This is a genomic window from Afipia sp. 1NLS2, assembly GCF_000178995.1.
GTDB lineage: Bacteria > Pseudomonadota > Alphaproteobacteria > Rhizobiales > Xanthobacteraceae > Afipia.
Genome location: NZ_ADVZ01000004.1, coordinates 89122 through 114868 on the forward strand (window position 1 = coordinate 89122; position 25747 = coordinate 114868).

29 protein-coding genes and 1 riboswitch are annotated in these 25747 nt (G+C 61.0%); of the genes, 9 read left to right on the plus strand and 20 right to left on the minus strand.

All coding sequences use genetic code 11. The annotated features are described in order from the left end of the window. Positions 1-399 precede the first annotated feature (399 nt). The 4 genes from ettA to AFIDRAFT_RS14555 all read left to right on the plus strand — a co-directional run bounded on the left by ettA (position 400) and on the right by AFIDRAFT_RS14555 (position 4807). Complete coding sequence (gene ettA / locus AFIDRAFT_RS14540) at positions 400-2049, plus strand: energy-dependent translational throttle protein EttA (RefSeq protein WP_009340284.1); 1650 nt, start codon at positions 400-402, stop codon at positions 2047-2049. Positions 2050-2057: 8 nt separating this feature from the next. Beyond that, positions 2058-2828, plus strand: coding sequence for a trans-aconitate 2-methyltransferase (gene tam / locus AFIDRAFT_RS14545; RefSeq protein WP_009340285.1), 771 nt, complete (start codon positions 2058-2060; stop codon positions 2826-2828). Between the two features lie 117 nt (positions 2829-2945). After that, complete coding sequence (locus AFIDRAFT_RS14550; protein WP_009340286.1) at positions 2946-3542, plus strand: TIGR00645 family protein; 597 nt, start codon at positions 2946-2948, stop codon at positions 3540-3542. A gap of 44 nt (positions 3543-3586) precedes the next feature. Then, positions 3587-4807 carry a lytic murein transglycosylase gene (locus tag AFIDRAFT_RS14555; protein WP_050789613.1) on the plus strand — a complete coding sequence of 407 codons (1221 nt, stop codon included), beginning with the start codon at positions 3587-3589 and terminating at the stop codon, positions 4805-4807. A 19-nt stretch (positions 4808-4826) separates the two neighbouring features. Here the strand turns inward: AFIDRAFT_RS14555 and AFIDRAFT_RS14560 are convergent, their stop codons facing one another. From AFIDRAFT_RS14560 to AFIDRAFT_RS20070, 5 genes are all read right to left on the minus strand, one after another. Then, the gene (locus tag AFIDRAFT_RS14560; protein WP_009340288.1) at positions 4827-5039 is read right to left on the minus strand and encodes a hypothetical protein; all 213 of its coding nucleotides are present in this window, start codon (positions 5037-5039) and stop codon (positions 4827-4829) included. 131 nt (positions 5040-5170) lie between these two features. Next, positions 5171-5452, minus strand: coding sequence for a hypothetical protein (locus tag AFIDRAFT_RS14565; RefSeq protein ID WP_009340289.1), 282 nt, complete (start codon positions 5450-5452; stop codon positions 5171-5173). 289 nt (positions 5453-5741) lie between these two features. Beyond that, positions 5742-7067: a chloride channel protein gene (locus AFIDRAFT_RS14570; RefSeq protein ID WP_009340290.1), complete on the minus strand. Its 1326-nt coding sequence runs from the start codon at positions 7065-7067 to the stop codon at positions 5742-5744. A 236-nt stretch (positions 7068-7303) separates the two neighbouring features. After that, a complete protein-coding gene (locus AFIDRAFT_RS14575) occupies positions 7304-7660 on the minus strand; it encodes a hypothetical protein (protein ID WP_009340292.1) in 357 nt (118 codons plus the stop codon). A gap of 117 nt (positions 7661-7777) precedes the next feature. Beyond that, a complete protein-coding gene (locus tag AFIDRAFT_RS20070) occupies positions 7778-8080 on the minus strand; it encodes a hypothetical protein (RefSeq protein WP_197083265.1) in 303 nt (100 codons plus the stop codon). Here AFIDRAFT_RS20070 and AFIDRAFT_RS19575 point away from each other — a divergent pair. Continuing rightward, the gene (locus AFIDRAFT_RS19575; RefSeq protein WP_048757059.1) at positions 8019-8288 is read left to right on the plus strand and encodes a (2Fe-2S)-binding protein; all 270 of its coding nucleotides are present in this window, start codon (positions 8019-8021) and stop codon (positions 8286-8288) included. The genes AFIDRAFT_RS20070 and AFIDRAFT_RS19575 overlap by 62 nt on opposite strands. 128 nt (positions 8289-8416) lie before the next feature. After that, complete coding sequence (gene bfr, locus AFIDRAFT_RS14580) at positions 8417-8917, plus strand: bacterioferritin (RefSeq protein ID WP_009340295.1); 501 nt, start codon at positions 8417-8419, stop codon at positions 8915-8917. A gap of 19 nt (positions 8918-8936) precedes the next feature. Here bfr and AFIDRAFT_RS14585 read toward each other — a convergent pair whose 3' ends face one another. The 3 genes from AFIDRAFT_RS14585 to AFIDRAFT_RS14595 all read right to left on the minus strand — a co-directional run bounded on the left by AFIDRAFT_RS14585 (position 8937) and on the right by AFIDRAFT_RS14595 (position 11600). Next, a complete protein-coding gene (locus AFIDRAFT_RS14585) occupies positions 8937-9536 on the minus strand; it encodes a hypothetical protein (RefSeq protein ID WP_009340297.1) in 600 nt (199 codons plus the stop codon). 151 nt (positions 9537-9687) lie between these two features. Further along, complete coding sequence (locus AFIDRAFT_RS14590; RefSeq protein ID WP_009340299.1) at positions 9688-10368, minus strand: YoaK family protein; 681 nt, start codon at positions 10366-10368, stop codon at positions 9688-9690. 176 nt (positions 10369-10544) lie between these two features. After that, positions 10545-11600, minus strand: coding sequence for an alpha/beta fold hydrolase (locus tag AFIDRAFT_RS14595; RefSeq protein ID WP_009340300.1), 1056 nt, complete (start codon positions 11598-11600; stop codon positions 10545-10547). Between the two features lie 198 nt (positions 11601-11798). On the opposite strand from AFIDRAFT_RS14595, the gene AFIDRAFT_RS14600 reads away from it, so the two are divergent. Then, positions 11799-12206: a DUF1801 domain-containing protein gene (locus AFIDRAFT_RS14600; protein ID WP_009340301.1), complete on the plus strand. Its 408-nt coding sequence runs from the start codon at positions 11799-11801 to the stop codon at positions 12204-12206. 91 nt (positions 12207-12297) lie between these two features. Here the strand turns inward: AFIDRAFT_RS14600 and AFIDRAFT_RS14605 are convergent, their stop codons facing one another. The 10 genes from AFIDRAFT_RS14605 to thiO form a co-directional block, all read right to left on the minus strand. Further along, positions 12298-12561 carry a helix-turn-helix domain-containing protein gene (locus AFIDRAFT_RS14605; RefSeq protein ID WP_009340302.1) on the minus strand — a complete coding sequence of 88 codons (264 nt, stop codon included), beginning with the start codon at positions 12559-12561 and terminating at the stop codon, positions 12298-12300. A gap of 352 nt (positions 12562-12913) precedes the next feature. Continuing rightward, positions 12914-13114, minus strand: a complete 201-nt coding sequence (locus AFIDRAFT_RS14610; protein ID WP_009340303.1) for a hypothetical protein — start codon at positions 13112-13114, stop codon at positions 12914-12916. A gap of 15 nt (positions 13115-13129) precedes the next feature. Beyond that, complete coding sequence (locus AFIDRAFT_RS14615; protein WP_040298497.1) at positions 13130-13747, minus strand: class I SAM-dependent methyltransferase; 618 nt, start codon at positions 13745-13747, stop codon at positions 13130-13132. Positions 13748-13807: 60 nt separating this feature from the next. Further along, entirely contained in the window at positions 13808-15058 is a 1251-nt protein-coding gene (locus tag AFIDRAFT_RS14620) for a glycosyltransferase family 2 protein (RefSeq protein ID WP_009340305.1), read from the minus strand. Further along, entirely contained in the window at positions 15051-15608 is a 558-nt protein-coding gene (locus AFIDRAFT_RS14625) for a dTDP-4-dehydrorhamnose 3,5-epimerase family protein (RefSeq protein ID WP_009340306.1), read from the minus strand. The genes AFIDRAFT_RS14620 and AFIDRAFT_RS14625 overlap by 8 nt, the downstream gene beginning before the upstream one ends. 211 nt (positions 15609-15819) lie before the next feature. Further along, positions 15820-17748, minus strand: coding sequence for a phosphomethylpyrimidine synthase ThiC (gene thiC / locus AFIDRAFT_RS14630; protein ID WP_009340307.1), 1929 nt, complete (start codon positions 17746-17748; stop codon positions 15820-15822). A 132-nt stretch (positions 17749-17880) separates the two neighbouring features. After that, positions 17881-18489, minus strand: a complete 609-nt coding sequence (locus tag AFIDRAFT_RS14635) for a thiamine phosphate synthase (RefSeq protein ID WP_009340308.1) — start codon at positions 18487-18489, stop codon at positions 17881-17883. After that, entirely contained in the window at positions 18476-19270 is a 795-nt protein-coding gene (locus tag AFIDRAFT_RS14640) for a thiazole synthase (protein ID WP_009340309.1), read from the minus strand. The genes AFIDRAFT_RS14635 and AFIDRAFT_RS14640 overlap by 14 nt, the downstream gene beginning before the upstream one ends. Further along, positions 19270-19467, minus strand: a complete 198-nt coding sequence (gene thiS / locus AFIDRAFT_RS14645; protein ID WP_009340310.1) for a sulfur carrier protein ThiS — start codon at positions 19465-19467, stop codon at positions 19270-19272. Before thiS ends, AFIDRAFT_RS14640 begins: the two co-directional genes overlap by 1 nt. Next, entirely contained in the window at positions 19458-20522 is a 1065-nt protein-coding gene (gene thiO, locus AFIDRAFT_RS14650) for a glycine oxidase ThiO (RefSeq protein WP_009340311.1), read from the minus strand. The genes thiS and thiO overlap by 10 nt, the downstream gene beginning before the upstream one ends. Next, positions 20510-20620: riboswitch (TPP riboswitch) on the minus strand. (Overlaps the previous gene by 13 nt.) 892 nt (positions 20621-21512) lie before the next feature. Between thiO and AFIDRAFT_RS14660 the strand changes: the two genes are divergently transcribed. Continuing rightward, positions 21513-21719 carry a hypothetical protein gene (locus AFIDRAFT_RS14660; RefSeq protein WP_009340312.1) on the plus strand — a complete coding sequence of 69 codons (207 nt, stop codon included), beginning with the start codon at positions 21513-21515 and terminating at the stop codon, positions 21717-21719. Positions 21720-21814: 95 nt separating this feature from the next. Here the strand turns inward: AFIDRAFT_RS14660 and AFIDRAFT_RS14665 are convergent, their stop codons facing one another. Both AFIDRAFT_RS14665 and AFIDRAFT_RS14670 read right to left on the minus strand, forming a co-directional pair. Then, complete coding sequence (locus AFIDRAFT_RS14665) at positions 21815-22318, minus strand: DUF1993 domain-containing protein (protein ID WP_009340313.1); 504 nt, start codon at positions 22316-22318, stop codon at positions 21815-21817. 132 nt (positions 22319-22450) lie between these two features. Further along, the gene (locus tag AFIDRAFT_RS14670) at positions 22451-23908 is read right to left on the minus strand and encodes a helix-turn-helix domain-containing protein (RefSeq protein ID WP_009340314.1); all 1458 of its coding nucleotides are present in this window, start codon (positions 23906-23908) and stop codon (positions 22451-22453) included. Between the two features lie 180 nt (positions 23909-24088). On the opposite strand from AFIDRAFT_RS14670, the gene AFIDRAFT_RS14675 reads away from it, so the two are divergent. Further along, the gene (locus AFIDRAFT_RS14675; protein ID WP_009340315.1) at positions 24089-25729 is read left to right on the plus strand and encodes an isocitrate lyase; all 1641 of its coding nucleotides are present in this window, start codon (positions 24089-24091) and stop codon (positions 25727-25729) included. Positions 25730-25747: the final 18 nt, after the last annotated feature.

Genomic DNA, 25747 nt, shown 5'->3' on the forward strand with positions numbered 1-25747 from the left:
GTTTGCGCCCGGCGCGCAAAATCGTGGTAGGAGGCGCGGGAAGCAGCGTCAATCGCTGAAAAGCGCGTGCGACATTCTGCGCGCTTGACGCTCATCGCTCCGTCCGGAGCGGCGAGGCGACCGGAAACTTCACTCCCGGTCCGCGCCCGTTCGAGCCGATCTGGATCGGGCACGGAACTTCGCCTTCGCGTGCGCGCGATGGCATGCGCCAAAGCAATGCCGCGGGATTGCCTGAAACGCGATTTGCGGTGGGAAAGTACTGAAAAACCTGACGTTCGAACACTTACGAGAGCGAACGAAGGCAGCCGATGGTTGCCCTTTTCGGCCCGTCCCATTACATCAGCAGCAAGTAAAAATTCCCGCATAGGTTGGCTTCCCGAGAGGCTTTGAAGGATCACGATGGCGCGCCAGTTCGTCTATTTCATGCAGGGCCTGACCAAGGCTTATCCCACTCGCAAGGTGCTCGATAACGTTCATCTGTCGTTTTACCCGGACGCCAAGATCGGCGTGCTCGGCGTCAACGGCGCGGGTAAATCGACGCTGCTCAAGATCATGGCCGGCATCGACAAGGATTATAACGGCGAGGCCTGGGTCGCCGAAGGCGCGCGCGTCGGTTATCTTGAACAGGAGCCACAGCTCGATCCGAACAAGTCGGTCCGCGAGAACGTGATGGAAGGCGTCGCCAAGCAGAAGGCGATCCTCGACCGTTACAACGACCTTGCGGTGAACTACTCGGACGAGACCGCCGACGAGATGACGAAGCTGCAGGACGAGATCGAGGCGCAGGGCCTGTGGGATCTCGACAGCAAGGTCGATCAGGCGATGGACGCGCTGCGTTGTCCGCCGGACGATGCCGATGTGACCAAGCTCTCGGGCGGCGAGCGCCGCCGCGTCGCATTGTGCAAGCTGCTGCTCGATGCGCCGGATCTGTTGCTGCTCGACGAACCGACCAACCATCTCGACGCCGAAAGCGTGTCGTGGCTCGAAGGCCATTTGCGCAACTATCCGGGCGCGATCCTGATCGTGACCCACGATCGCTACTTCCTCGACAACGTGACCAGCTGGATTCTCGAACTCGACCGCGGCAAAGGTATTCCCTACGAGGGCAATTACTCGTCGTGGTTGGTGCAGAAGCAGAAGCGCCTCGAGCAGGAAGGCCGCGAGGACGCCGCGCATCAGAAGACGCTGGCGCGCGAGCAGGAATGGATCGCGTCCTCGCCGAAGGCGCGTCAGGCCAAGTCCAAGGCGCGCTATCAGCGTTACGAGGACCTGCTCAAGCAGGCAAACGAGAAGCAGAGCCAGACTGCACAGATCATCATTCCGGTGGCAGAGCGTCTCGGCAACAACGTCATCGATTTCGAGGGCCTCACCAAGGGGTTTGGTGACCGCCTCCTGATCGACAACCTCACCTTCAAGCTGCCGCCGGGCGGTATCGTCGGCGTGATCGGCGCCAACGGCGCGGGCAAGTCCACGCTGTTCAAGATGATCACGGGACAGGAAAAGCCGGATGCCGGCACCATCACCACGGGTGAATCGGTGCATCTCGGTTATGTCGATCAGTCGCGCGATGCGCTCGACGGCAAGAAAACCGTGTGGGAAGAAATCTCCGGTGGTAACGACCAGATTCTGCTCGGCAAGAAGGAAGTGAACTCGCGCGGCTACTGCTCGGCGTTCAACTTCAAGGGCGCGGATCAACAGAAGAAGGTCGGCGCGCTGTCGGGTGGTGAGCGCAACCGCGTGCATCTTGCCAAGATGCTGAAGTCCGGCGCCAACGTGCTGCTGCTCGACGAACCGACCAACGATCTCGATGTCGATACGCTACGCGCGCTGGAAGAGGCGCTCGAGGATTTCGCGGGCTGCGCCGTCATCATCAGCCATGACCGCTGGTTCCTCGACCGCATCGCCACCCACATGCTGGCGTTCGAGGGCGACAGCCATGTCGAATGGTTCGAAGGCAATTTCCAGGATTACGAGAAGGACAAGCTGCGCCGTCTCGGCCAGGATGCCGCGATCCCGCATCGGGTGAAGTACAAGAAGCTGACGCGGTAGGTTCGATCATGGCTGACTGGGACGCGCGCCAATATCTCAAATTCGAGGATGAACGCACGCGCCCGTCGCGCGATCTGCTCGCGCAGATTCCATTGACCGCGCCGCGGCATGTGGTCGACATCGGCTGCGGGCCGGGAAATTCCACCGAGCTTCTGGTGCAACGCTGGCCCGACGCGACGGTCACCGGCATCGACACCTCCGCCGATATGCTGCGGCAGGCGCGGGAGCGTCTGCCGAACGTCGAGTTCATCGAGACCAATGTTTCGCACTGGAAACCGCCGGCGGACGCCGACGTGCTGTTCGCGAACGCGATCTTCCAGTGGGTGCCGGATCATCTTGGGCAACTGAAAAGGCTGCTCTCGGCGTTGCCGCAGGGCGGCGTGCTCGCGGTGCAGATGCCGGACAATCTCGCCGAGCCGACGCATGTGCTGATGCGCGAGGTGGCGCTGGATGGGCCTTGGCGCGACGCTCTTTCGGATGTCACCAGGCTGCGCGACATACTCCCGTCACCGCGCGTCTATTACGATGCCTTGCAGCCGCTGTGCTCGCGGTTCGAGCTTTGGCACACGGGTTACAATCACGTCCTCAACGATGCGACCGAGATCGTCGAATGGGTCAAGGGAACTGGGCTGCGGCCGTTCCTCGATCCGCTTGAAGTGCCTCAGCGCAAGGAGTTCCTCGCGCAATATACCGCGCGCGTGGCGGCGAGCTATTTGCCGCAGCAGGATGGCAAGGTGCTGCTGCATTTCCCGCGTCTGTTTCTGGTCGCGGTGCGCTGAAGCGTTCCGGCGGCGGAAAAAGCCGTCGCGGCGGAGGGCTGGCGAAGCGCGGGGATGGCGAATCTGGCATGATTCCCTTCTGAGATTCGTCCTGAACCTGCCGGAGCCAGTCCCATCATGTCGCTGACCCCAGAGACGCCGCTGCCACCCAAGGGGGTGGGCCTGCGTCCGATCCCGATGCTGATCTTCAGTTCGCGCTGGCTGCAATTGCCGCTCTATATCGGGTTGATCGTTGCCCAGTGCGTCTATGCCATTCTCTTTTTGAAAGAGCTTTGGCATTTGATGAGCCACTCGTTCGATTTTACCGAGCAGCAGATCATGCTGGTGGTGCTCGGGTTGATCGACGTGGTGATGATCTCGAACCTTCTGGTGATGGTGATCGTCGGCGGCTACGAGACGTTCGTGTCGCGTCTTAATCTTCAGGGCCATCCGGATGAACCGGAGTGGTTGAGCCATGTCAACGCCAGCGTGCTCAAGATCAAGCTCGCGATGGCGATCATCGGCATTTCCTCGATTCATCTGTTGCGCACCTTCATCGAGGCGGGCAACCTCGGCGGTGTCGGGCGGACCACCAACTACACGACCGAAGGCGTGATGTGGCAGACCATCATTCATGTCGTGTTCGTGCTCTCCGCGCTGGGCATCGCGTGGGTCGATCGCATTTCGGCTGGACTCGAGGGCACCGGCGAGGAAGCCGGTCACGCGGCGCACTGAGGGGACCGGGCTTGGCTGCAAGGACCATCAACCGTCGCGGCCTTGTGCTCGGCCTTTGTCTGGGTCTTGCTTTTTGTTTCGGCAGGCTGGGACCGGCCCATGCCGCCGATGACGGCTTCACGCGCTTCGTCGCCTCGCTCTGGCCGGATGCCGAGAAGGCCGGAGTCACGCGCGCGACGTTCGAGACGCAGACGCGCGACCTCAAACCCGATTACAAATTGCCGGACCTGATACTTCCGGGCCGCCCCAAGACCGGCGCGCCGTCGCAGGCCGAGTTCGTTCAGGTGCCAGCGGATTATGTGAAGGAAGCGCGGATCGCACGGCTCGCTGTCGATGGCCAGCAGCTTGCATCGAAATATCACGACACGCTCGCTGCTATCGAGCGCCGCTTCGGTGTGCCGGGCACGATTATCCTCGCGATCTGGGGCCGCGAAACAGATTACGGCCGCTACCAGTTGCCCTATGACGGGCTGACCGTGCTTGCGACGCAGGCCTATGTCGGCCGCCGCAAGGATCAGTATCGCAATGAGTTTATCGAAGCGCTGAAGCTGATCCAGCACGGCGACGTCACGCGCAAAGGCTTGCGGACGTCATGGGGCGGCGCGACGGGGCTGACACAATTCCTGCCGTCCGAGCTTGCCAAGCACGGCGTGGATTTCGACAAGGACGGACACATCAACATCTGGACCTCGGTGCCGGATGCGCTGGCGTCCGCCGCGCAGCAACTCGTCAACAAGGGCTGGCAGCGCGGCATCCGCTGGGCCTATGAGGTGAAGGCGCCGCCGCGCGCCGATTGCACCGAGGGCGTGCCTGAAGTGACGAAGCCGCTCGGCGAATGGCTGCGCGAGGGCTTCGTGCCGGTTCGCGGACGTCAGTTGAGCGCGGCGGAAAAAGCGACGCCGGCCTCATTGTTGCAGGTCGAAGGAATTTACGGCCCGTCTTTCCTGGTGACGAAGAACTACTTCGTCATCAAGGAATACAATTTCTCCGATCTCTATGTGCTGTTCGTCGGCCACCTCAGTGACCGGATGAACGACGGTCAACCCTTCGCAACGCCGTGGTCCGCGTCATCGCAATTGCGGACCACTGACGTCGAGGCGATGCAGAAGAAGCTCACCGAGATCGGGCTTTACGCCGACAAGATCGACGGCAAGGCAGGCATGCTGACGCGCGCAGCCCTCGGCGCGTATCAGAAGCGCGCGGGATTGAAGGTCGATTGTTGGCCGAGCGAAAGTGTGCTGCGAGCGATGCAGACAGGGCGATGATCCTCGCGCTGTTGCACGATCAGTTGCAGACCTGAATGCTTCGGATGTGCCAGCCGTAACCATCCCACCAGCGCTCAGTGCCGAGGCGGCATCCCGGAACGACATAAACCCGCGGTGGCGGCACATAGACCGGCGCGCGGTTGTCAGGAAGGTCGGCGGCGAGGGCCGGCATCGCACCGGCGAGCAAGCCCGAGACCGTTGCAAGGACGAACAAGGCGCACAGGGTTTTCATGGGCATCACTCCTCGGGCTTCCCGCGGTGCTGCCATCGAAACCTGAAATGTTTAAGGAGACTGGAATCAAAACACCCCGGCTGGTGAAGCCGGGGTGTTGGTATTCAAACTCTTAAACGGTCAGAGCCTGCTTAGTCGCAGATCTGAACGCGACGGACGCGCCAGCCGTAGCCATCCCAGAAGCGCTCACGGCGCCAGTAGCAGGGCGGACCCGCGACATAGGCCGGGCCGGGGCCGTAATAGGCCGGCGGAGGGGCGGACGCGGCAGCGCCGCCAATGATGGCGCCTGCGGCGAGACCACCGAGGACGCCCGCAGCAACGGCTCCTCCGTCGCGCGCACTTGCCGGCGCGGGCGCGAGGCTTGCTGCTGCAAGGGCGGCGGCCGCTGCGGCTGCCAGGATCATCTTCTTCATGGCTTCACCTTTCGAATTATGAACGGCCCGGACAACGGTCACCGCGCCTGAAGGTTGCACCGGACGCTTTGAATGGGGGCTGAACGGGCGCGCCTGCTTTCTGCCATGAACTTTTAGGCCGCGCAGCAAAAATCCGGGCATGTGGCCTTGGATTCTGCGTAAAGCCGCAAAATTCAGGAGAAATTCCAGATAATTAAATTGGCCTGGCCAAACTGGGGCGGCATCCCGGTGGACAGAAATTCTGGCCTCGAATGAGGGCGGAAGCGAATCTATCGAGGAATCGGGCCGATTATATTTTTGATGCGGCCGGCGCGGGATGAGGCTGCTCCGCCTCGGCGGCAAAGCCTTTCGCCAGTGCGTGATACACGCCTTCCGTGCAGATCAGGCGCGAGGTTGCATGGCCGATCAGCGCCGCCGCCATCAGCGGCACGACCATCGCGTGATTGTCGGTCATCTCGGTGACGATCACGAAGGCGGTGATGGGCGCCTGCACGACGCCTGCGAAATACGACACCATCCCGAGCAGCATCAGGGCGCTCAGGGCGGTGTCGTGAAACAGCGCCGCGACGTTGGCGCCAAGGCCTGCGCCAATGGCCAGCGAGGGCGAGAAGATGCCGCCCGGAATGCCGCCGATCGCGGCAAAGGTCGTTGCCAGGAATTTCAGGATGCCGAAGCTTTCCGGCAGGGGATGTCCGCCCTCGAGCGCTGCCTTCACCTGCGTATAGCCGGTGCCGTAAATCGTATCGCCTGACACGATCCCGCAGATCGCGACGGCGAAGCCGCAGGCCAGCGCGAACAGCAACGGATAGTTCTTGATAGCGTAGCCTGCAGGGTGGCGGATGCCGCGCGCCATCAGGATGAGGATGCGGCTGAAGACGCCGCCCGCGAGGCCGCCGACGACGCCGCACACCGGTACGGCAAGCCAGTCCATGCCCATGCGAAGGGTCGCGGGTGTGCTGCCGAAATAGGAGTAGTTGCCCATCAGCGAGAGCGACGTCAGACCGGCGGCGATCACAGCCGCGATGATGAGGCTGCTGGTGCGCGTCTCGAAGGCGCGGCTCATTTCCTCGATGCCGAACACGATGCCCGCGAGCGGGGTGTTGAACGCCGCGGCGACGCCGGCAGCGGAGCCCGCGAGGATCAGGCCGGGCTGACGGCGCGGAGAAAACCGGCCGAGCGCGAACATGATCGATGCGCCAACCTGAACCGTCGGGCCTTCGCGTCCCACCGATGCGCCGCAGATGAGGCCGAGCAGCGTCAGCAGCACCTTGCCGATGGCGATGCGGATCGACACCAGCGTGTTGCGCGCGGTCGGGTCGGTGAGGTGGCGCGCGGCGATGGCCTGCGGAATGCCGCTTCCCTGCGCGTTCTGGAAATATTTGTTGGTCAGATAGACCGACAGCATGAAGCCGAGCGGCGTGACGATCAGCGATGCGTAACGTTCTTTCGCGATCAGCCATGCGAATGCGATCTGGGCCTGATCGGAGAGCAACGCCAGCCCGACTGCCGCACCACCCACCGCGACGCCGCCCAGCAGGAAGATGGCGCGCCGCTGCCAGCGGGCGGAAAACACGCGGGCGTGCCGGACGTAACGGTTTCTTTGATACGGTGTCATGTTGGCGGTGCGTCGATGCTGAGGGGCACTGGCAGCCGAAAGAAATACGGCAAGGGTCCTACGATGGTCCTAATGCATCGTGCGTGCCAAAAACGCCATGCCGTTGGTGCCGATCAGGCGATATTTTGGGCACGCTGTTTCATATCCCGAAACGAAGAAGGCTCCGAAGCTGTGCCGATTGCATCGCACAGCGCCGGAGCCCGGATCGACAGGCATCGCACAAGGCGATGCGGAAATCAGAACAGCGAGGCGTACTGGGTGAGGCCTGCGCGCTGGGCGAAGTTCATCGCCACCTGGCGCTGCCGGTCGTCCAGCGTTTCCAGAAGCGGCGTCACGGCCGGAGCGGCGCGGCGAACGGCTTCCTCGGTCACCGGTCCGCGCGACAGCGCGCGCAGCGCGGCGACGACCGCCGGCCAGTGTTTTTCCTGCTCGGCCTTGAGCTTGAGCGCGGCGTGGCAGCGCATGATCGCCACTTCGCTCATCGCGATGTGGAGGACGGAGGCCTTGGCGGGCTTGACCGATGCTTCCTGTGCGACGACGGGTGCGCTCATCGACATCAGGGCAACAGCGATAGCAATCGGAAGTATCCGCATGATCCTCACTTCGTATTGTCGGGGTTTGTGCACGTGCGAAGTACGTGCCTTATGTGACCAAAATGCGATCAAGCAGTTAAGAAAACGCCAACGCGTTAATGCTGGGGATAGTTTAAATTATTGGAATTGTTTGCCTTTCAAGATGTCATGCAGTTTTGCCGTAACACTCGTCCATGATTGTTGATCGGGGAACACGGGTTTTCCGGGAACGGCGTCGCCGGGGGAGACGGAAGCGGGCAGGCGGGCCCTGGATAACGGCCAGTTTGGAATAGCTTGAAACTGGCCGTTTTGCTTTTGCATCCGGTCAGGGAGGATGACATATCGAAGGGGACCTTTCTTACCGCCAATGTTGGTGCTGATGATCGTCTGTTCCTGCAATGTGTTGAGCGACCACGATGTTCGCGGTGTCGTGACCGACACACAGCAGCCTCCCCGGACGGCAGGACAGGTCTATGGCTGCCTCGGCTGCAGCGCTCAGTGTGGCCGTTGCGCCCGCACCATCCGCAAGATCATGGATGAAGCTCTCGGCGCTTGCGCCAAATCCTGCTGTGCAGGATGCCCGCACACCGCTGCGGTGGCAGATAATACTGATTCTGCTGAAAAAGCTCCGCTGGACGAAGCGGCCTGATCCTCGGCTTTCGCGAGTCTTCCCTACAATTTCATGTGCTGATGTGTCGGCTTGCCCCGGCTCCAAATCTCATTTAGAAACATTCTAAACTAGGTTTTGGTTCGTTTCAGGAGATAAAAGGAGTGGCCATGAAGGGTGATCCGAAGGTTGTCGACTATCTGAACAAGGGTCTGCGGAGCGAACTCACGGCCATCAACCAGTACTGGGTTCATTTCCGCCTTCTGAACCACTGGGGCCTGAAGGAACTGGCCAAGCAGTGGCGCAAGGAATCGATCGAGGAGATGCATCACGCCGATCGCTTCACTGATCGCATCCTATTCCTCGACGGGTTTCCGAACATGCAGGTGCTCGACCCGTTGCGTATCGGCCAGAACGTCAAGGAAGTCATGGAGTGTGACCTCGCCGCCGAACATGGCGCGCGCGATCTCTACCAGGAGGCCGCCACCTACTGCCACAGCGTGAAGGATTACGTCTCGCGCGACCTGTTTGAGTCGCTGATGAAGGATGAGGAAGGTCACATCGACTTCCTCGAAACCCAGCTTGATCTCATCGCGCGGGTTGGCCTGCAGCTCTACGAACAGCGCCACATGGGCCACATCGGCGACGACAATCCGCCGGAAGAAGCCTGATCGCGTTCGCGATCACGTTTCAGGATTTTGCCCTTTTGTCCCGCATCGGCCCAGCCGTTGCGGGACAATTTGCGAGGACGGCATCGATTGCCGTCTTGCCGCCGTCGGTCTCGAAATCCGCCACGGTGCGGCCTGCGTTCAGCGACCTGACCCTCACCACTAGCGATTTCGACGACGCCAATTCGTGCGTGAATTGCGCGACCGTCGCACCATCCTCAATCACGATGACCTTGTAGCCGAGCAGCACGCGTGAGGGCACGTTGTCGTGGCCCGGCTTGTCGTCAAACCGGTAGCCGAGCTCCGAATTAAGATCGCTGCCGATCCTGAACTCGAACGAGAAACGGATAATTGGTCTGTTCTCGAAGCAGGTGAGCTGGATGACCGCGGGCTTGGTGTGAGGCACCGCGCTGTTGGAGGAGTGCTGGGTCGCGAGCTGTGCGCTTGGCACCGGGACTCCGGTGATGCGGTCCGGTGTCCGCTCGATCCGCCAGTTGCCGGCGGCGATCGTATTGGCCTCGTTCTGGAATACGGATGGGTCGCGCGTGCTGCACGCCCCCGTTACGGCGGCCAGTGCCGCTATCGCGATGCCGGACACTACGTTCTTGATTGTCTTGTACACACTCGCGCCCCCACGAGAGACGCCAGTCTGCAATCGGAAATGGCGGGACGCAAGGATTTCCCGCGCCGCTCGCGCTTCAGCTCTAGTGACCTGAATCCGAAGTTCGCCTCACCATGCCGCACCTTCAGGAGCGAACTTCTAAACCACCACACTAGCGGGACGATTGCAGATCGGTGGCGCACATGGCGACGATCACGGCCAGCAGCAGGCACCAGAAGCCGACATAGGAAAACAGCAGTGCCGAAATCGCGCAGCCGCAGGCGAAGGCGAAGATGGTGCAGCACAGCCGGCCAAGCCGCGCGCGGGTTGCGGCCCGCTGCTCGGGGTGGGCACGGGTGAGGAGGTCGACGGCATCCAGCGTCGCCTGCACGGTAGAGCCGGTCATCATGGTGGAGGGCGGCATGTCCGCGAGGTGGACGCGCTGCACGGCCGTCTGCATCGCCATTGCGGCAACGCCGGCAGCGCTGGTCCAGAGCGCGATTGAGGAGTCGCCGTCGGAAAACGGTCCGTGCCAGATCGCCATGACTGTAAAGGTGATGAGAAGCAGGATCTTGGTGACGAACAGAATCGGCATGGCCGGCCAATTCCGCCGGCGCATGGCGGTGCCTGCGAGACGGGCGAGCGCCACGATGACAACGAATTCCGGCAGCGCCAGCAGTTTGCCGATGAAGCCGTGACCGCCGCCGATGATCGCTGCTCCCATGGTCACGAAGTTGCCGGTGACATGGGCGACGAACAGCCCGTGCAGGCCGAGAAAGCCTGCGGTATCGACGACGCCGCCATTGAAGGCCAGCAGGATCGCGATAGTGAGCGGGTGGGTCAGATATTTCATGCGGCACCTGCTGGGGAATCATTCACTCCGAACTATGCCGGGCCGAATGATTCCGGCAAGGTGCCCGGCACAAAGAGCAGCTTTGTTTTCGGCTCCGGACGGCAAAAAGCCCCGGCAAGGACCGGGGCTTTGAGAGAGACTTTGAAAAAGTTCGCGGTACCGGAATCGATACCGACTTACTTCGCCGTCGCGGCGATGAAGTCGGCAAGCTGCTGGCTGTAGAATTTCGCATTCGCCGTGGTCGAATGGCCGCGTGTCTCGGTGCTGGCCGGGATGAGATAGATCTTTCCATTCTTCACGCGCTTCATCGCGGCTTCCGTCACGCCGGTCTCCGGCGGGTTTCGCTCGTCGTCGGCCGCGTTGATGAGCAGCACCGGCGCCACGATCTTGTCGAGTGCCGCGGACGGATTGAAGTCGTGCGACGCATCCCACTGATAGACGAAGTCGTTGGCGTCGGCGTGAAACGGCCCGTTGATGCGGGCGTCGTACATCTTGTCGGCCTTCTCGCCGGTGGGCGCGAGCGTCTGGTAGCCGAGCGTGCCGCCAGCCGAGGCGAGGCCAAATGCCGCCACCGCGTATTTGATCATCGGCGGCTGCGTCGTGTAGTTGCCGTTCATGTAGCCGGGATCGTTGCGGATCGTCTCCAGCATCGCGCGGCGCAGGAGCCAGTTGCGCGCCGCCATTTCGGTCGGCTGCGAGGCCATCGGCACCAGCGCATCTGCGAAGGTCGGGTATTTCTCGCCCCACAGCCAGGTCTGCATGCCGCCCATCGAATTTCCGATGATGAGGCGCAGGTGCTTCACGCCGAGTCCTTGCGTGACGAGCTGGTATTGCGCCTCAACCATGTCGTCATAGTCGTATTTCGGGAATGCGGTCTTCATGCCGTCGGACGGCTTCGACGATTTGCCATGACCGATGCCGTCCGGAATGATGATGAAATATTTGGTGGCGTCGAGCGGTTGGCCGGGGCCGAACAACTGGCCTGCAAAGGTCGGCGTCAGCATGGTCGCCGTGCTGCCGCCGGAGCCGTGCAGCACCAGCACCGGCTGGCCGGTAGGCTCGCCCACGGTCGCATAATGCAGCTTTAGCTCCGGCATGGTCTCGCCGGTGTGGAATTTGAAATTCCGGGCGATGAAGTCGCCTTGCTTCGGCGCGGGATAATCGGCGGCCTCGGCTGCGCCGAGTGAAAAGGAAGCTAAGGTCATCGCGACACAGGCATGGACTAATTTCATGTTGTTTTCTCCCCAGGGCGGCCGCTTGACGGGCCGCTCGGCGAGAAAGCTAACATGACACCAAAATCGCATGAGGTGAGATTTTTGTGAGAAGCGAGGGAATAAAATCGCCGGCTTGTTAAGATGATCTGCCAGATGGCCGCGTGTTGCAGATGGTTGTGGTATTGGGAATTCGAGACTGTGAAGCATGAGGGTTGCATGACTCCATCGGAGAAAATCGACGGGTTGATCGCGAGCATCACGGACTGGCGCGGTGAGACTTTTGCCGCTGTTCGCAAGACCATTCTCGCGGCTGACAAGGAGATCGTCGAGGAATGGAAGTGGATGGGTAGCCCGGTGTGGTCGCGCGACGGGATCATCGCGGTTGCCAATGCTCACAAAGGCAAAGTGAAGCTGACATTCGATCACGGTGCGAGGCTTCCCGACCCGGACAAATTGTTCAACGCGGGCCTCGAAGGCAACCAGAGGCGGGCGATCGATTTTTTCGAAGGCGATAAGGTCAACTCGCGTGCGCTGAAGGCGCTTGTGCGCGCGGCGATTGAGTTCAATCAGACTAAAAGGAAGAAAGCGCCGAAGGCTGCGAAGAGCGCTAAAAAGAAAACATAAAGCCGCGGAGCAGTTCCCCGGATCAGACCCGATGATCCGAACATTTTGATGAAGCGCGAACGCCAACGGATCGCATCAGCGTTCGTCAGCTTTAGCTATGAGCCGGCACCTCAACCCCGTCTGACGAATATTGTCTTATTTTGTTGCGCAGCGTTCGCACCGAGACGCCGAGAACACGCGCCGCGCGCGTGCGGTTGCCCCCACAGCGGACGAGGGTCTGCAAGACAAGCTCCCGCTCGATCTCTCCGACTGTCGATCCAATCAGAAACGGAACGACCTCATTCGGGGTCGTTGCCGGATTCAACGGCGGAAGTTCCAGCGCGTGGACAGATGAGTTTTGTGAATCTTGGGCCATCAGCATCTCCCGATCGATACCAATCCTCTCGGGTTGAGAGAACATTTGAACGGATAGCCCCCCCAGTGATGCGAAGGGTCGGCGCGTATGGTTAACGAATTCCTAATTCCCGGCTAATCCCTTCATGGAACTGATGATTTTGACTTCGCCGAATTCGCTGCATTGCTGCCATCGTCTTGATAGCTCTCGACTTTTTCAAGCTGGTGTTTGTGCGAGAGTTATCATTCACGAGTTGTTACGTCGCGCTGCTGCGATCGCGCACACGATATAATTTCAAGTTTCATTCTGCTTGGCTGCGAACGCGATTCGGCGAAGACGTTCGCGCTGTGATTGTGTGCAACCGTATGTGCCGCTATTTCTTTTGCAAAAGCTGTTCGCGCAGTTTCATCAGCCGGTCGAGTTCTTCGTTCTGCTCGGCGATCCGGTCGGCATTGCGTGCTTCGTCGGCGGCGCCGGACTCCGCGGCGGCCTGTTCGGTGATCTCGCGGATGTTGTCGCGTGCGATGGCGATGCGCTCATCGATTTCCTGAAGTGACAGCGGATTGTTGCTCATGGCGCTATCCTTGCTTCATGGTTTCCGGGCGGTCAGTCCGATCACGGCCGACAAGCCGGAATGGCCGGGGCCTTCCTGCAGTTCGCGTTCTTCCTCAACGATGCGGACGTCATTGTAATCGCCGAACGCGCGCTCCAGCAGGTCGCGCGTATAAAGCTGCGCGATATTCTTCGGCCCGCCGGTGGCGTAATCAAGTTGCTTCGGCGTATAGCCCTGCAGAATCAGGAGCCCGCCGCGCTTGAGTGCGCGCCGCATGCCGGCCCATTTCTTCGGGCGCTTCTCGGGCGTGCTGAACTGGGTGAAGATTTCCGCGACGACGTCGAACGCTTCATCGGGGTAGGGCCACTCGTGCGCATCGGCCTCGACGAAGTTGACGGTGACATTATTCTCGGCCGCGAGCTTGCGTCCCTTGGCTTGCGCTGACGGCGAGAAGTCGGTCGAGGTCACGTCGAGGCCCTGCATTGCGAGCCAGACGCCGTTCCGTCCTTCGCCGTCGGCAACCGCGAGGGCTCTTCCCGTGCGCGGGAGCAGCGGTTTGCAGTGCACCAGAAACTCGTTCGGCTCCTTGCCGAAGCGATAGTCCGGCGAGGCAAAACGGGCCTCCCAATGATCGAGGTCTGGGTTCTGTGACATGTCTTGAATTACAGCACTCTTTGCGCCGGCAGTCACCTGGAGCTCCGAACGGGCCACTGTTCAGAAAATAGGGTCTAGCACAATGTTCGCTATGGCGACCCCGACCGGGCGATCGTCCTTACCTTTGTGGAGCGAGGAAAGAGGAACTGTCGGTTTATCCAGAGTCAACACTGTGTAATCGTCCGCCTTCAGAGGAATCTCTGCCCTGATGCGCGATTTGCCGAACAAGCCTTTCCTGATGCGGGATTCGACGCGACGATCTTCGACATACATCGTCAGTTCGGACAAATTCTTTGTAAGCGCTTCAAGCGTAATGTGCGCGCGCTGACCGGTGTAGGGGATCAGAATCTTCGGTCTTGGATTTGGGCCGGACCAACGAAATTCGGGGCGTTTATGCGCGAAACCCTGCCAGTCGAGGGCGCGAGCTTCGTGTGTTTGCCGGATGATGGTGCATTTGTTCAATGGCGACAATGGTGGCCTCGAGAGGCCCTTGTTCTGCCGGTTTGTCTCGAACACGACCCCGGGCTTGTATGTTTTTTCGTAGTCCGTTGAGTCCGTCAGCATGAAGGTATTGGCCTCCATTGCTGTTTTCACGATTTCCGCAGGCTCCGGCGCTGTCCCGTTGATGAGCGCGGCCAGCATATCGCGCTGCTCGTCGCTGCTGACCCGCAGGTAAGACAGATAGCGGTGACCGGCGGCGAATTTGTGGACGGTGATAACGCCGGTGGAAACAAATTTCATCCCGGCCTTGAGGGCTCGCTGCATGAAATCGTAATCAACCGATTTTGCAATCGAACGCGGATCCTGCCACGGGCCAATTCGCTCCGTCACGTCGCGCCGATGGGCGATAGAGCTGGGCGGGAAAAAATATCCGGCTATGTTATCGGACTCTTTGAACAAGCCATGGACATAATAGATGCCGGTTCCGGGCGGCGTATGATACACGCAGCCGGAGACGGCAAAGTCGGCGCTCTTGTCGTGAAGACTGGCTGCGCGAATTCTGGACAGGTGATCCCGCGTCCAGATGTCGTCGTGGCCGAGATAGGCGATCCATTCGCCACGGGCGATGCGAATTCCCTCGTTATTGGGAAAGCTCTGGCTCCCCATATTCTGCGGCAGATTGTGCCAGGTGATCCGCCTGTCGGAAAATGACCGCACGACGGATTCAGTTTCGTCCTTGCAGCCGTCACCGACGACAAGGAGTTCGAAGTCATCAAAGTCCTGGCGCAGCACGGCCTCGACCGTCGGAGCGATATGCAGGCCGCGGCCATACGTCGCCAGAACGATCGAGAAAGCCGGTTTGTCAGTCATTGAAACTGAACGGAATGCGCGGGTCGCTTGCGGAGATCCGTGACTTGTCCGGATTTTTAGGATCATAGATGTTGGTCGGCAGATTGACGAATGTCGAATCTTCGTCGCCGATATTCTTCACGCCGTGAACGACGTAAGGCGGAATCCGGAGCATAGCCGGGCGGTCCTTGCCGAACGTCAGAACCGAGAGTTTTTTGAAGGTCGGACTCTTCTCCCGGATGTCGTACAGGGCGACCTGAAAGCAGCCCTGGGTATAAGCAAGCCGGTCATGCTGACGGCGGTGATAGACCCATGCGCGCACCGACCCGGCTTTTGCCTCAACAAGATAAACATGGACGATGGGCTCGATGATGTTGTCGCGAGTCGTCAAAAGTTCGATCAAGCTTCCGCGGTTATCCGTGCGGCGTGCAAGAGGCGTGATCGTCACGCCCTCGATCAGGTCATCGGCGATTTCAGAATGCGCAGGCGTCAATTGCAGAGGAGCGTCGTCTTTGAAATCGTCCGGCTTAAGATAAGTGCCGGAATGATCCGAATCTTTGGAGCCGTTCATGTTCAAATGATCCGCAATGCAAGGAAACAACAATATACCAGCACGGTGTCAGCAAAGGAAAGGACTGCTGGCATCGTACCGTGTTCGTTGCAGAAAGCTTTGGAAAGGTTCAATCCCGGCCGTGTTTTAATGCCACTTTCTTCATCAGATATAAAAACGGCGCCGGAAATTCCGGCGCCGTCAAAGGCTTGGTGATGGATAAGAAAGCCGCTTACAGAGCCTTGTTGCTCTCCTTGACGGCTTCGGCCTCGACATAGACCTGATTGCCCATGGCTTTGAACTTCTCGCTCATCTGCGCCATGCCGTCCTCGATCACGCCTGACATCGACAGGCCGACGCCGGGAAGCGCCTTGCCCTCGGGATAGAGCGCGGCCTTCTCGTTGTCGCCCAAGGTGGCGGCATAGTCGCGCACGTCCTGCGTGATCTTCATCGAGCAGAACTTCGGGCCGCACATCGAGCAGAAGTGGGCGACCTTGTGTGCTTCCTTCGGCAGCGTCTCATCGTGATAGGCGACCGCCGTTTCAGGATCGAGGCCGAGGTTGAACTGATCCTCCCAGCGGAAGTCGAAGCGCGCGCGCGACAGGGCGTCGTCGCGCAGTTGCGCCGCCGGGTGGCCCTTGGCGAGGTCGGAGGCATGCGCCGAGATCTTGTAGGTGATAACACCCACCTTCACGTCGTCGCGGTTCGGCAGGCCGAGATGCTCCTTCGGCGTCACGTAACAGAGCATCGCGCAGCCGAACCAGCCGATCATCGCCGCACCGATGCCGGAGGTGATATGATCGTAACCCGGTGCGATGTCGGTGGTCAGCGGCCCAAGCGTGTAGAACGGCGCTTCGCCGCACTCCTTGAGCTGCTTGTCCATGTTGATCTTGATCTTGTGCAGCGGCACGTGGCCGGGGCCTTCGATCATGACCTGACAGCCCTTCTTCCACGCGATCTGCGTGAGCTCGCCGAGCGTCTCGAGTTCGGCGAACTGCGCGCGGTCGTTGGCGTCGGCGATCGAGCCCGGACGCAGGCCGTCGCCGAGCGAGAACGATACGTCGTACTTGCGCATCAGGTCGCAGATTTCCTCGAAGTGAGTGTAGAGGAAGCTCTCCTTGTGGTGCGCAAGACACCACTTCGCCATGATCGAGCCGCCGCGCGACACGATGCCGGTGACGCGGTTGGCGGTGAGGTGGATGTAGGGCAGGCGCACGCCGGCGTGGATGGTGAAGTAATCGACGCCCTGTTCGCACTGTTCAACGAGCGTGTCGCGGTAAAGCTCCCAGGTCAGCTTGACCGGATCGCCGTCGCACTTCTCCAGCGCCTGATAGATCGGCACGGTGCCGATCGGAATCGGCGCGTTGCGCAGAATCCATTCGCGCGTGGTGTGGATGTTGCGGCCGGTGGAGAGGTCCATCACGGTGTCGGCACCCCAGCGGATCGCCCACACCATCTTGTCCACTTCCTCCTCGACCGAGGAGGTGACGGCGGAGTTGCCGATGTTGGCGTTGATCTTGGTCAGGAAGTTGCGGCCGATGATCATCGGCTCCAACTCGGCGTGGTTGATGTTGCAGGGGATGATGGCGCGGCCGCGCGCGATCTCGCTGCGCACGAATTCCGGGGTGATGAACAGCGGCACTTCGGCGCCGAACGATTCACCGTCGGCGCGGGCGGCTTCCGCGCGCTCAAGCTGCTGCTTGCGGCCGAGGTTCTCGCGCTCGGCGACGTAGATCATCTCCTTGGTGATGATGCCGGCGCGCGCGAATTCGAGTTGGGTGATCGGCGCATCGCCGACACCGCGCACCGGCTTGTGGTGCGCCTTGAAGGCAGCCGCGGCGTGCTTGGCGCCGACATTGCCGTTGTCTTCCGGCTTGATCTCGCGGCCTTGATATTCCTCGATGCCGCCGCGCTCCTTCACCCAGGCCATGCGGGTGCGGGGCAGACCGGCGTTGACGTCGATCAGCACGTTCGGGTCGGTGTAGGGGCCGGAGGTATCGTACACCGGCAGGTTCGGCTCGCCCGCGCCTTCGGAAAGGATGATCTCGCGCAGCGGCACGCGCAGGTCGGGCGCCGCGTCGGGCGTCGAGAAAATCTTGCGCGACGACGGCAGGGGACCGGTGGTGACGGCAGCTTTGATATCGGTGATAGGCTTGTTCATGGCATCCTCCTTGAGGGTTTTGTCGGTGTCATTCCGGGCGGTTCGCGAAGCGAACCGATCCGGAATCTAGAAGTGGAAAACTGTTGAGTGGGATTCCGGGTTTGCTCGCGCTCCGGAATGACGAAATTTCCATCACGCCACCTCCATCGCGGTATCGAGCCAGGCGCGCACGCGCGCATCCGGATCGGCGTTCTGGGTGACATCGCTGACGACAGCGATGGAATCCGCGCCGGCCGCAAAAATCTCGGCGGCGTGTTCGAGCTTGATGCCGCCGATCGCGACCAGCTGCAGGCCGCCGATCATCTGTTTCCAGCGGGTGATGCGCTCGATGCCCTGCGGCTTAAAGCGCATCGACTTCAGTGTGGTGAAGAAGATCGGGCCGAGCGCGACATAATCCGGATCGGCGGCAAGCGCGTTGGCGAGTTCTTCCTCGTCATGAGTGGAAACGCCGAGCGTCAGCCCCGCCTTGCGGATCGCTGCAAGGTCCGCATCCACGAGGTCTTCCTGGCCGAGATGCAGATGCTGCGCGCCGTTGTCGATGGCCGCGCGCCAGTAATCGTTGACCACGAGCTTGGTCGCGGTGCCGCGAACGGAAGCGAGCGCGTCGCGCACCAGCGCGTTCGCCTTAATATCGTCGAGATCCTTGGCGCGCAGTTGCACGGTGCCGACCCCAAGCTTCGCCAGCCGCGCAACCCATGCGACCGTGTCGACGACAGGATAGAAGCGATCAGGATACGGCATGCCAGAACGGTGTCCCAACGACAGGGGTGGAAGGTGAGGCGAGGTCGCGGGCTTCCATCAGGCCCGCTTCGTAACCGGCGCGGCCCGCTTCGATCGCCAGACGGAAAGCGTTCGCCATCTCGACAGGACGCTCTGCTTTCGCGACCGCGGTGTTGAGCAATACGGCGTCGAAGCCGAGTTCAAGCGCCTGCGCGGCGTGGCTCGGCGCGCCGATGCCGGCATCGACGACAAGAGTGATGTCCGGCAGGCGGGTGCGCAGCAGTTTGAGGGAATCGCGATTGGTAATGCCGCGCGCGCTGCCGATCGGCGCCGCCCATGGCATCACCACACGGCAACCGGCATCGACGAGGCGCTGCGCAACTGACAGGTCTTCAGTGCAATAAGGAAACACCTGGAAGCCGTCCTTCACCAGAATCTCCGCCGCCTCGACAAGGCCGACCACGTCGGGTTGCAGCGTCTCGTTGTCGGCGATCACCTCGAGCTTGATCCATGAGGTGTTGAACAGTTCGCGTGCAAGCTTCGCGGTGGTGACGGCTTCGCGCACGCTTTTGCAGCCCGCGGTGTTCGGCAGTACGGTGACGCCGAGTTCGCGGATCAGCGACCAGAACGCATCGCCGGTCTTGCCGCCCGCCATCTCGCGACGGATCGAGACGGTGACGATCTGGCTTTTCGAGGCGCGGATCGCATCCTGCATGATCTTCGGCGACGGATACAGCGCTGTACCGATCAGAAGCCGCGAAGAGAATTCCTTGTCGTAGAATTTGACAGTGCTTTTCACCATTACCCTCCCTGCCGTGGCGTGAGGATTTCAACCAGATCGTTGTCGTTCAGTGGCGTCTCGCCCCAGCGCGCGCGGGGCACCACGTCGTAGTTCAGCGCGACCGCGACATGCGTGCCTTCATATTCAAGCTCGCTCAGCAGATCGGCGACACGGGTCGCCTTGATCTCGCGGCGCTCGCCGTTGACGGTCACGAACATTGCATCACCTCGTTGTCGATCAGGCCGCGTGTGACGTAATTCACCGTCAGCTCCGCAAGCGCGGGTGCCAGCAGGAAGCCGTGGCGGTACAGCCCGTTGACGTTGATCCGATTGCCGTAGATGGCGATGCGCGGAAGATTGTCAGGCAGGGCCGGGCGCAGGCCCGCACCCATTTCGATAATGCGCGCTTCGCCGAAAGCCGGGTGCAGCGCATAAGCGGCCGACAGCAGTTCGAGTGCGGAGCGCACGCTGACGCGATTGTCCTCGCTCTCGATCGACGTCGCGCCGATCATGAAGCGATGATCCTCGCGCGGGATGACGTAAAGCGGCCAACGCGGATGCATCACGCGCACGGGGCGCGACAGCGACACTTCATCGGTTTCGACAATAATCATCTCGCCCTTAACGCCGCGGACGTCCTTGACGGCGTCGCGCGCGAAGATGCCGCGGCAGTCGATCACAAGGCCGCCGTCGCTCGCGAGTTTGTCGGGCTCGCATTCGCTGTTGAAGCGGATTTCGCCGCCGGCCTTGGCGATTTTCTCGTGCAGTTGAGGCAGCACACGGCGCGGCTCAACGTGGCCTTCATGCGGAAAGAACAGCGCCTCGCGGAAGCGGCCTTCGAGCGAAGGCTCGAGCTTGTCGATGGCGGCAGCATCGAGCCGTTCATAGTCGCTGGTGATGCGCGCGAAATGATCGAAATCGGCGCGGTCGCGCGGATGCGCCACGACCAGCGAACCGTTGAACGGCGTGTCGGGCAGTTCGGTGCGCCACAGGTCGAGCGAGCGGGTGCCGAGCCGGGTGATGACGGGTTCGGACGTTTCCTGTTCGCACCACGGTGCCAGCATGCCGCCGGCGAAATGGCTGGTGGCGTGCGTCATCGCCGCGTCATCGCGCTCAATTACTTTGACGCTATAGCCCGCCTTGGCGAACGACAGCGCCTGCCATGCACCGGCGACGCCTGCGCCGACGATGGTGATGCGGCGGCCTGCGCCCTGCATATTGGCCGCGTCTTTAATGTGATGAGTTGCGTCCGACGACGCTGAGTTCTGAAACATCCCTGTCCCTTCGCCGGCATGACCCGGATCAGGTTCAAAGGGTCACCGCACCATCGCGGTATCTCAGCTCCTGTGACGGAGCCCCCCTCGGAACGGTAGTAACGATAGGCCCCGTGCCCCGGAGGGTCAATACTTTAGATGTAATCTATCTGCGGAATTTACCCGCACTGTTGGCTGTCGTTGAGGTTGTGGAACCGCCTTTCGCGCGTGGTGGTTTTGCGTCAGCATTCCCGGAATCCGATGTCGCATATCCGCAATTGCATTTCGCGCCAGCAAGATTCCGGATTTCGGATGGACCGATCTGGAATGGCCGCTCGCGAATTTCACCATTTCGGATTTTTGAATCATCGTGCAGGTCTGCATCGGTGCCTTGCGATTGCATGACGAACGATTCGTGGCCGACACGCCGAACATGTTTGCGCTGAAGCGGTCGATCCGCCTTGAACAGGACAAACGATGTCGATGCGGCGTGGCTGACATCCAATACGCCAGCGGTGCGGCTGCCAGATCATCTTTTGGTTGAATATGAATCTATGTCGATGGTCGCGCCGTGATGCATGTGCGCAGCGCAACAGCAACGAAAACTGACTCGCGGCGTTGAAGTTATTCCATTTATGAAAGTCTGGTTCCGCAATTTCTGTCGCGGCGCAGCGTTTATTCTCACGCGCGGCTGCAACGCAGCATATGCAGTGCTAATTTTGATGGTGCGTCACTTCGTTGTTCGCGATGTCGTGAAATCGTTATATGCTCATGGCACGAAGCAACCGAAAGGCAGCCTTTCATCATGCTGATCCTGATAACGATGACTTCGAATGCCAAACATCCCTCTGCGAATGGTTGCTCGTCTCCGAGCGCTGTATCGCCGCGCCAAGCTCGTGATGCGGGCCGTGCGATGACGGCTGCGTGTCAACGCACATTTCTCTGAAACCTTTTCAGTCATCTTGCGTTAGTGCGCCATCAGGGGGCCGGAGTGATCCGGACAGAGACGAAATGTCAGACACTTATATTATCGAAGTGAGTTCCGAGCCGGCGGGGATCGTGGTGAGGGACAAAGCGGGATTCCGTTTCTTCGCAGCCAACCATCGCTTCAATCCACTGGAAGGCCGTCTGTTTCGCAGCGCGCGTGAAGCCGAACGCGTGGCACGGGAATTGTTGAGCGGCAAGACCAAGCCCGAAGCTGCCACCGCGATCGCCTGAAGGCCTGCGTGCCTGAGGAAATCATCCCGCGTGCGGAATGAAAAAGACCGGCGGAATACGCCGGTCTTTTGATTCCTGTTTGTAGCGGGCGGTATTCAGTTCGCGCCGAGGAAATCCAGCTTGCCCAACGCAACGCCGTTGTGGCGCAGGATGTTGTAGGCGGTCGTGCAATGAAACAGGAAGTTCGGCAGCGCGACGTGGTTGAAGAATTTCTGCCCCGGCAGCGTCTTGGTGGTGTCTTTGCCGGTCGCGAACGTCACGTCGCGCACGTCGCCGCCTTCGTATTTCGCCGCCGGGATGGACTTGATCCCTTCGATGGTCCTGGCGATGCGCTGCTGCAATTGCTCGAACGTGGTTTCGGTGTCGGGCGTGGAAGGCACTTCCGTCCCGGCGAGCCGGGCGCAGGCCTTGCCGGAAAAATCACAGGCCAACTGGATCTGGCGCGTCAGCGGATACATGTTCGGGTAGAGCCGCGCATTGAGCAGCACCTCGGGCGCGATGCCTTGCTCTTTCGCATAAGCTTCGCCCTTGGCGAGCACTTTCGAGAGTGCGATCAGCGAATGGGTGAACAGCGGGGCGGTACCATCGTAAAACGACATGGGAAGCCTTTCAGAAAATCGTGCGGTGAAACAGTGCGCCGGATGTAGTGCGCCCGCAGGCGCACACAAGGCACGCTCACGTGATTGCGAGACGCAATTTCCGGCCACAGAGCCCGCGATGATTCTCCCGGCTCACATGTCTCTCGCGCTGGAGAACGCGAACGACGACACGCGCCGCGTGGTCTCGTCGAGGATGAGCGTCCGCGTCAGCGGCGGCTCGGCGCGCTGGCTGCAATTTTCCCGCTCGCACAGCCGGCAGTTGACGCCGATCGGGGTGCCCTCGGCGCGGTCGAGGTCGAGGCCTGCCGTGTAGACGAGCTTCGAGGCGTGGCGGATTTCGCAGCCGAGCCCGATGGCGAAGCGTGGCTGCACATGCGGCCACGGCACGGCGGGGCGGCGCAGCGTCTGCGCGATTGAGAAATAGCGGCTGCCGTCCGGCAGTTCGATGATCTGCTGTAAGAGGCGGTCCGGCGTGTCGAAGGTGGAATGCACGTTCCAGAGCGGGCAGGTGCCGCCGAATTTCGAAAACGGAAACGTGCCGGAGGAGAACCGCTTCGAGACGTTGCCCGCATTGTCCACCCGCAGCAGAAAGAACGGCACGCCGCGCGCGTTCGGCCGTTGCAGCGTGGTCAGGCGATGGCAGACCTGCTCGAAGCCCGCGTTGAAGCGCCGCGTCAGAACGTGCAGGTCGTAACCCAGTGTTTCGGCCGCGCTCAGGAACGGCTGGTAGGGCATCATCACCGCCGCCGCGTAATAATTCGCAAGCGTGATGCGGTAGAGCTTGCGCGTGGTGTCGTCGAGCGGCCCGGCGCGGTTGATGATGGATTCGAACTGTGCGTTCGCCTCGGAGAGGCTCAACTGCATCGCGAGCTGGAAGGTGCGCCCGGCGCTGTCGACGAGCTCGGAGATCAGCACCTGGCGGCGGTGGCGGTCCCAGCGCCGCAGCGTCTCGCGCATCACGTCCACGGGCATGATCCGCACCGTGGTCGAATGCTTTTCGCGCAGCCGGTTGATGAGTGCCGTGCGCAGGCCCTGCGGATCGGTGTCGATCTCGTCGCGCAGCGTCTCGGCGGCGGTTTCAAGTTCGGGGAAATAGTTGCGGTTGGCCTCGATCAGGTCGCGCACGCGCTCGATCGGGTTGGCCTCGTAATCATGGCCACCCCCCTTGTCGCGGTCGGCGAACTGCGCCGCGACCAGCGTCTCGCCGCGCCGCGCTTCGGTATATGCGGCGTAGACGCGTTGCAGCGCGTGGGTGACGCCGGGGCAAAGCTCGGCGAGGTCGCGCAGTTCCTGTTTCGGCAGGTCGATCTGGCGGAACAGGGGATCGGAAAAGATTTCGTTCAGTTCGGCGAAGAAGCGGTCCTCGTCGGAGGTCGCGAGGTCGCGCAGGTCGAGGTCGTAGGTTTCGGCGAGGCGCAGCAGCATCTGCGCGGTCACCGGGCGCTGGTTGCGCTCGATCAGGTTGATGTAGCTCGGGGAGAGGCCAAGGCCTTCTGCGATCTGGGTTTGCGACAGGTTGAGCTGTTTGCGCAGGCGGCGGAAGCGCGGCCCGACGAAAAGTTTCCTGCCCGTTTCGGTCGGGGTGCGCATGTCCGGCTCCTCTGCACTCGTCCCAATTGTTACAAGATTTACAAGTTAACCGGTAAGAACTTGTAAAACTCGCACAACCCATCACGAACGAGTTTCTGTATATCTAGACGATATTCGATCTATCGCGTTGGATGCAAGGGCTCTCTTTGGCAATGCGATGTAACAATTGTAGGTAATCAAATGAACTATCAGACGCGCAATATCACCGATTACGCAATCCCGGGCCCGTCGTCTTATCAAAGCGAGATCAAGGCGGCTGAGGCCTTGCTCAAGGACAAGCCCACCTGGAACGGCGTCACGGCGGAAGCCATTGCCCGCATGCGTCTGCAGAACCGGTTCAAGACGGGTCTCGATGTCGCGCGCTACACGGCGGCCCTGATGCGCGCGGACATGGCCGCGTACGACGCGGACCCCACCAAATACACCCAGTCGCTCGGCTGCTGGCATGGCTTCGTCGCGCAGCAGAAGCTGATCTCGATCAAGAAGCATTTCGGCGGGAGGACCGACCGTCGCTATCTGTACCTCTCGGGCTGGATGATCGCGGCATTGCGTTCGGAATTCGGCCCGCTGCCGGATCAGTCGATGCACGAGAAGACCTCGGTGCCCGCGCTCATCGAAGAGCTCTACACCTTCCTGCGTCAGGCCGACTCGCGCGAACTCAACGACATCTTCCGCGAACTCGATGCCGCGCGTAAGGCCGGCGACAAGACTCGGGAGACGGCGGCGATCGCGAAGATCGACGACTTCCAGACCCATGTCGTGCCGGTGATCGCCGACATCGACGCCGGTTTCGGCAACGCGGAGGCGACCTATCTGCTCGCCAAGAAGATGATCGAGGCAGGCGCCTGCGCATTGCAGATCGAGAATCAGGTCTCGGACGAGAAGCAGTGCGGCCATCAGGACGGCAAGGTGACGGTGCCGCACGAGGTGTTCCTCGCCAAGATCCGTGCCTGCCGCCACGCGTTCCTCGAACTCGGCGTGGAGGACGGCATCATCGTCACCCGCACCGACTCGCTTGGCGCCGGTCTCACCCAGCAGATCGCGGTCAGCCACAAGCCGGGCGATCTCGGTGATCAGTACAACAGCTTCCTCGATTGCGAGGAAGTCGATGCCACCAAGATCGGTAACGGCGACGTCATCATCAGCCGCAACGGCAAGCTGATGCGCCCGAAGCGGCTGGCGAGCAACTTGTATCAGTTCCGTCCGGGCACGGGCGCGGACCGCTGCGTGCTGGATTGCATCACCTCGCTGCAGAACGGCGCCGATCTTTTGTGGATCGAAACCGAGAGGCCGAATATCGCGCAGGTCGCGAGCATGGTGGATCGTATCCGCGAGGTGATCCCGAACGCGAAGCTCGCCTACAATAACTCGCCGTCGTTCAACTGGACGCTGAACTTCCGCTGGCAGGTGTTCGACGAGTGGAAGGAAGCGGGCAAGGACGTCAGCAAGTACAACCGCGCCGAGTTGATGAAGGCGGAATACGACGATACGCCGCTGGCGATCGAAGCCGATCAGTTGATCCGCACCTTCCAGATGGATTCGGCGAAGCGGGCCGGTGTCTTCCACCACCTCATCACGCTGCCGACCTATCACACGGAGGCTCTGATGATGAACAATCTCGCCAAGGATTATTTCGGCGATCAGGGCATGCTCGGCTACGTGAAAAACGTTCAGCGCGCGGAAATCCGCCAGGGCGTCGCATGCGTCAAGCACCAGAACATGGCCGGCTCCGATATCGGCGACGACCACAAGGGATACTTCGCCGGTGAAGCGGCCCTCAAGGCGGGCGGCGTTCACAACACCATGAACCAGTTCTCATGATTGAATCGACTTCAAGCT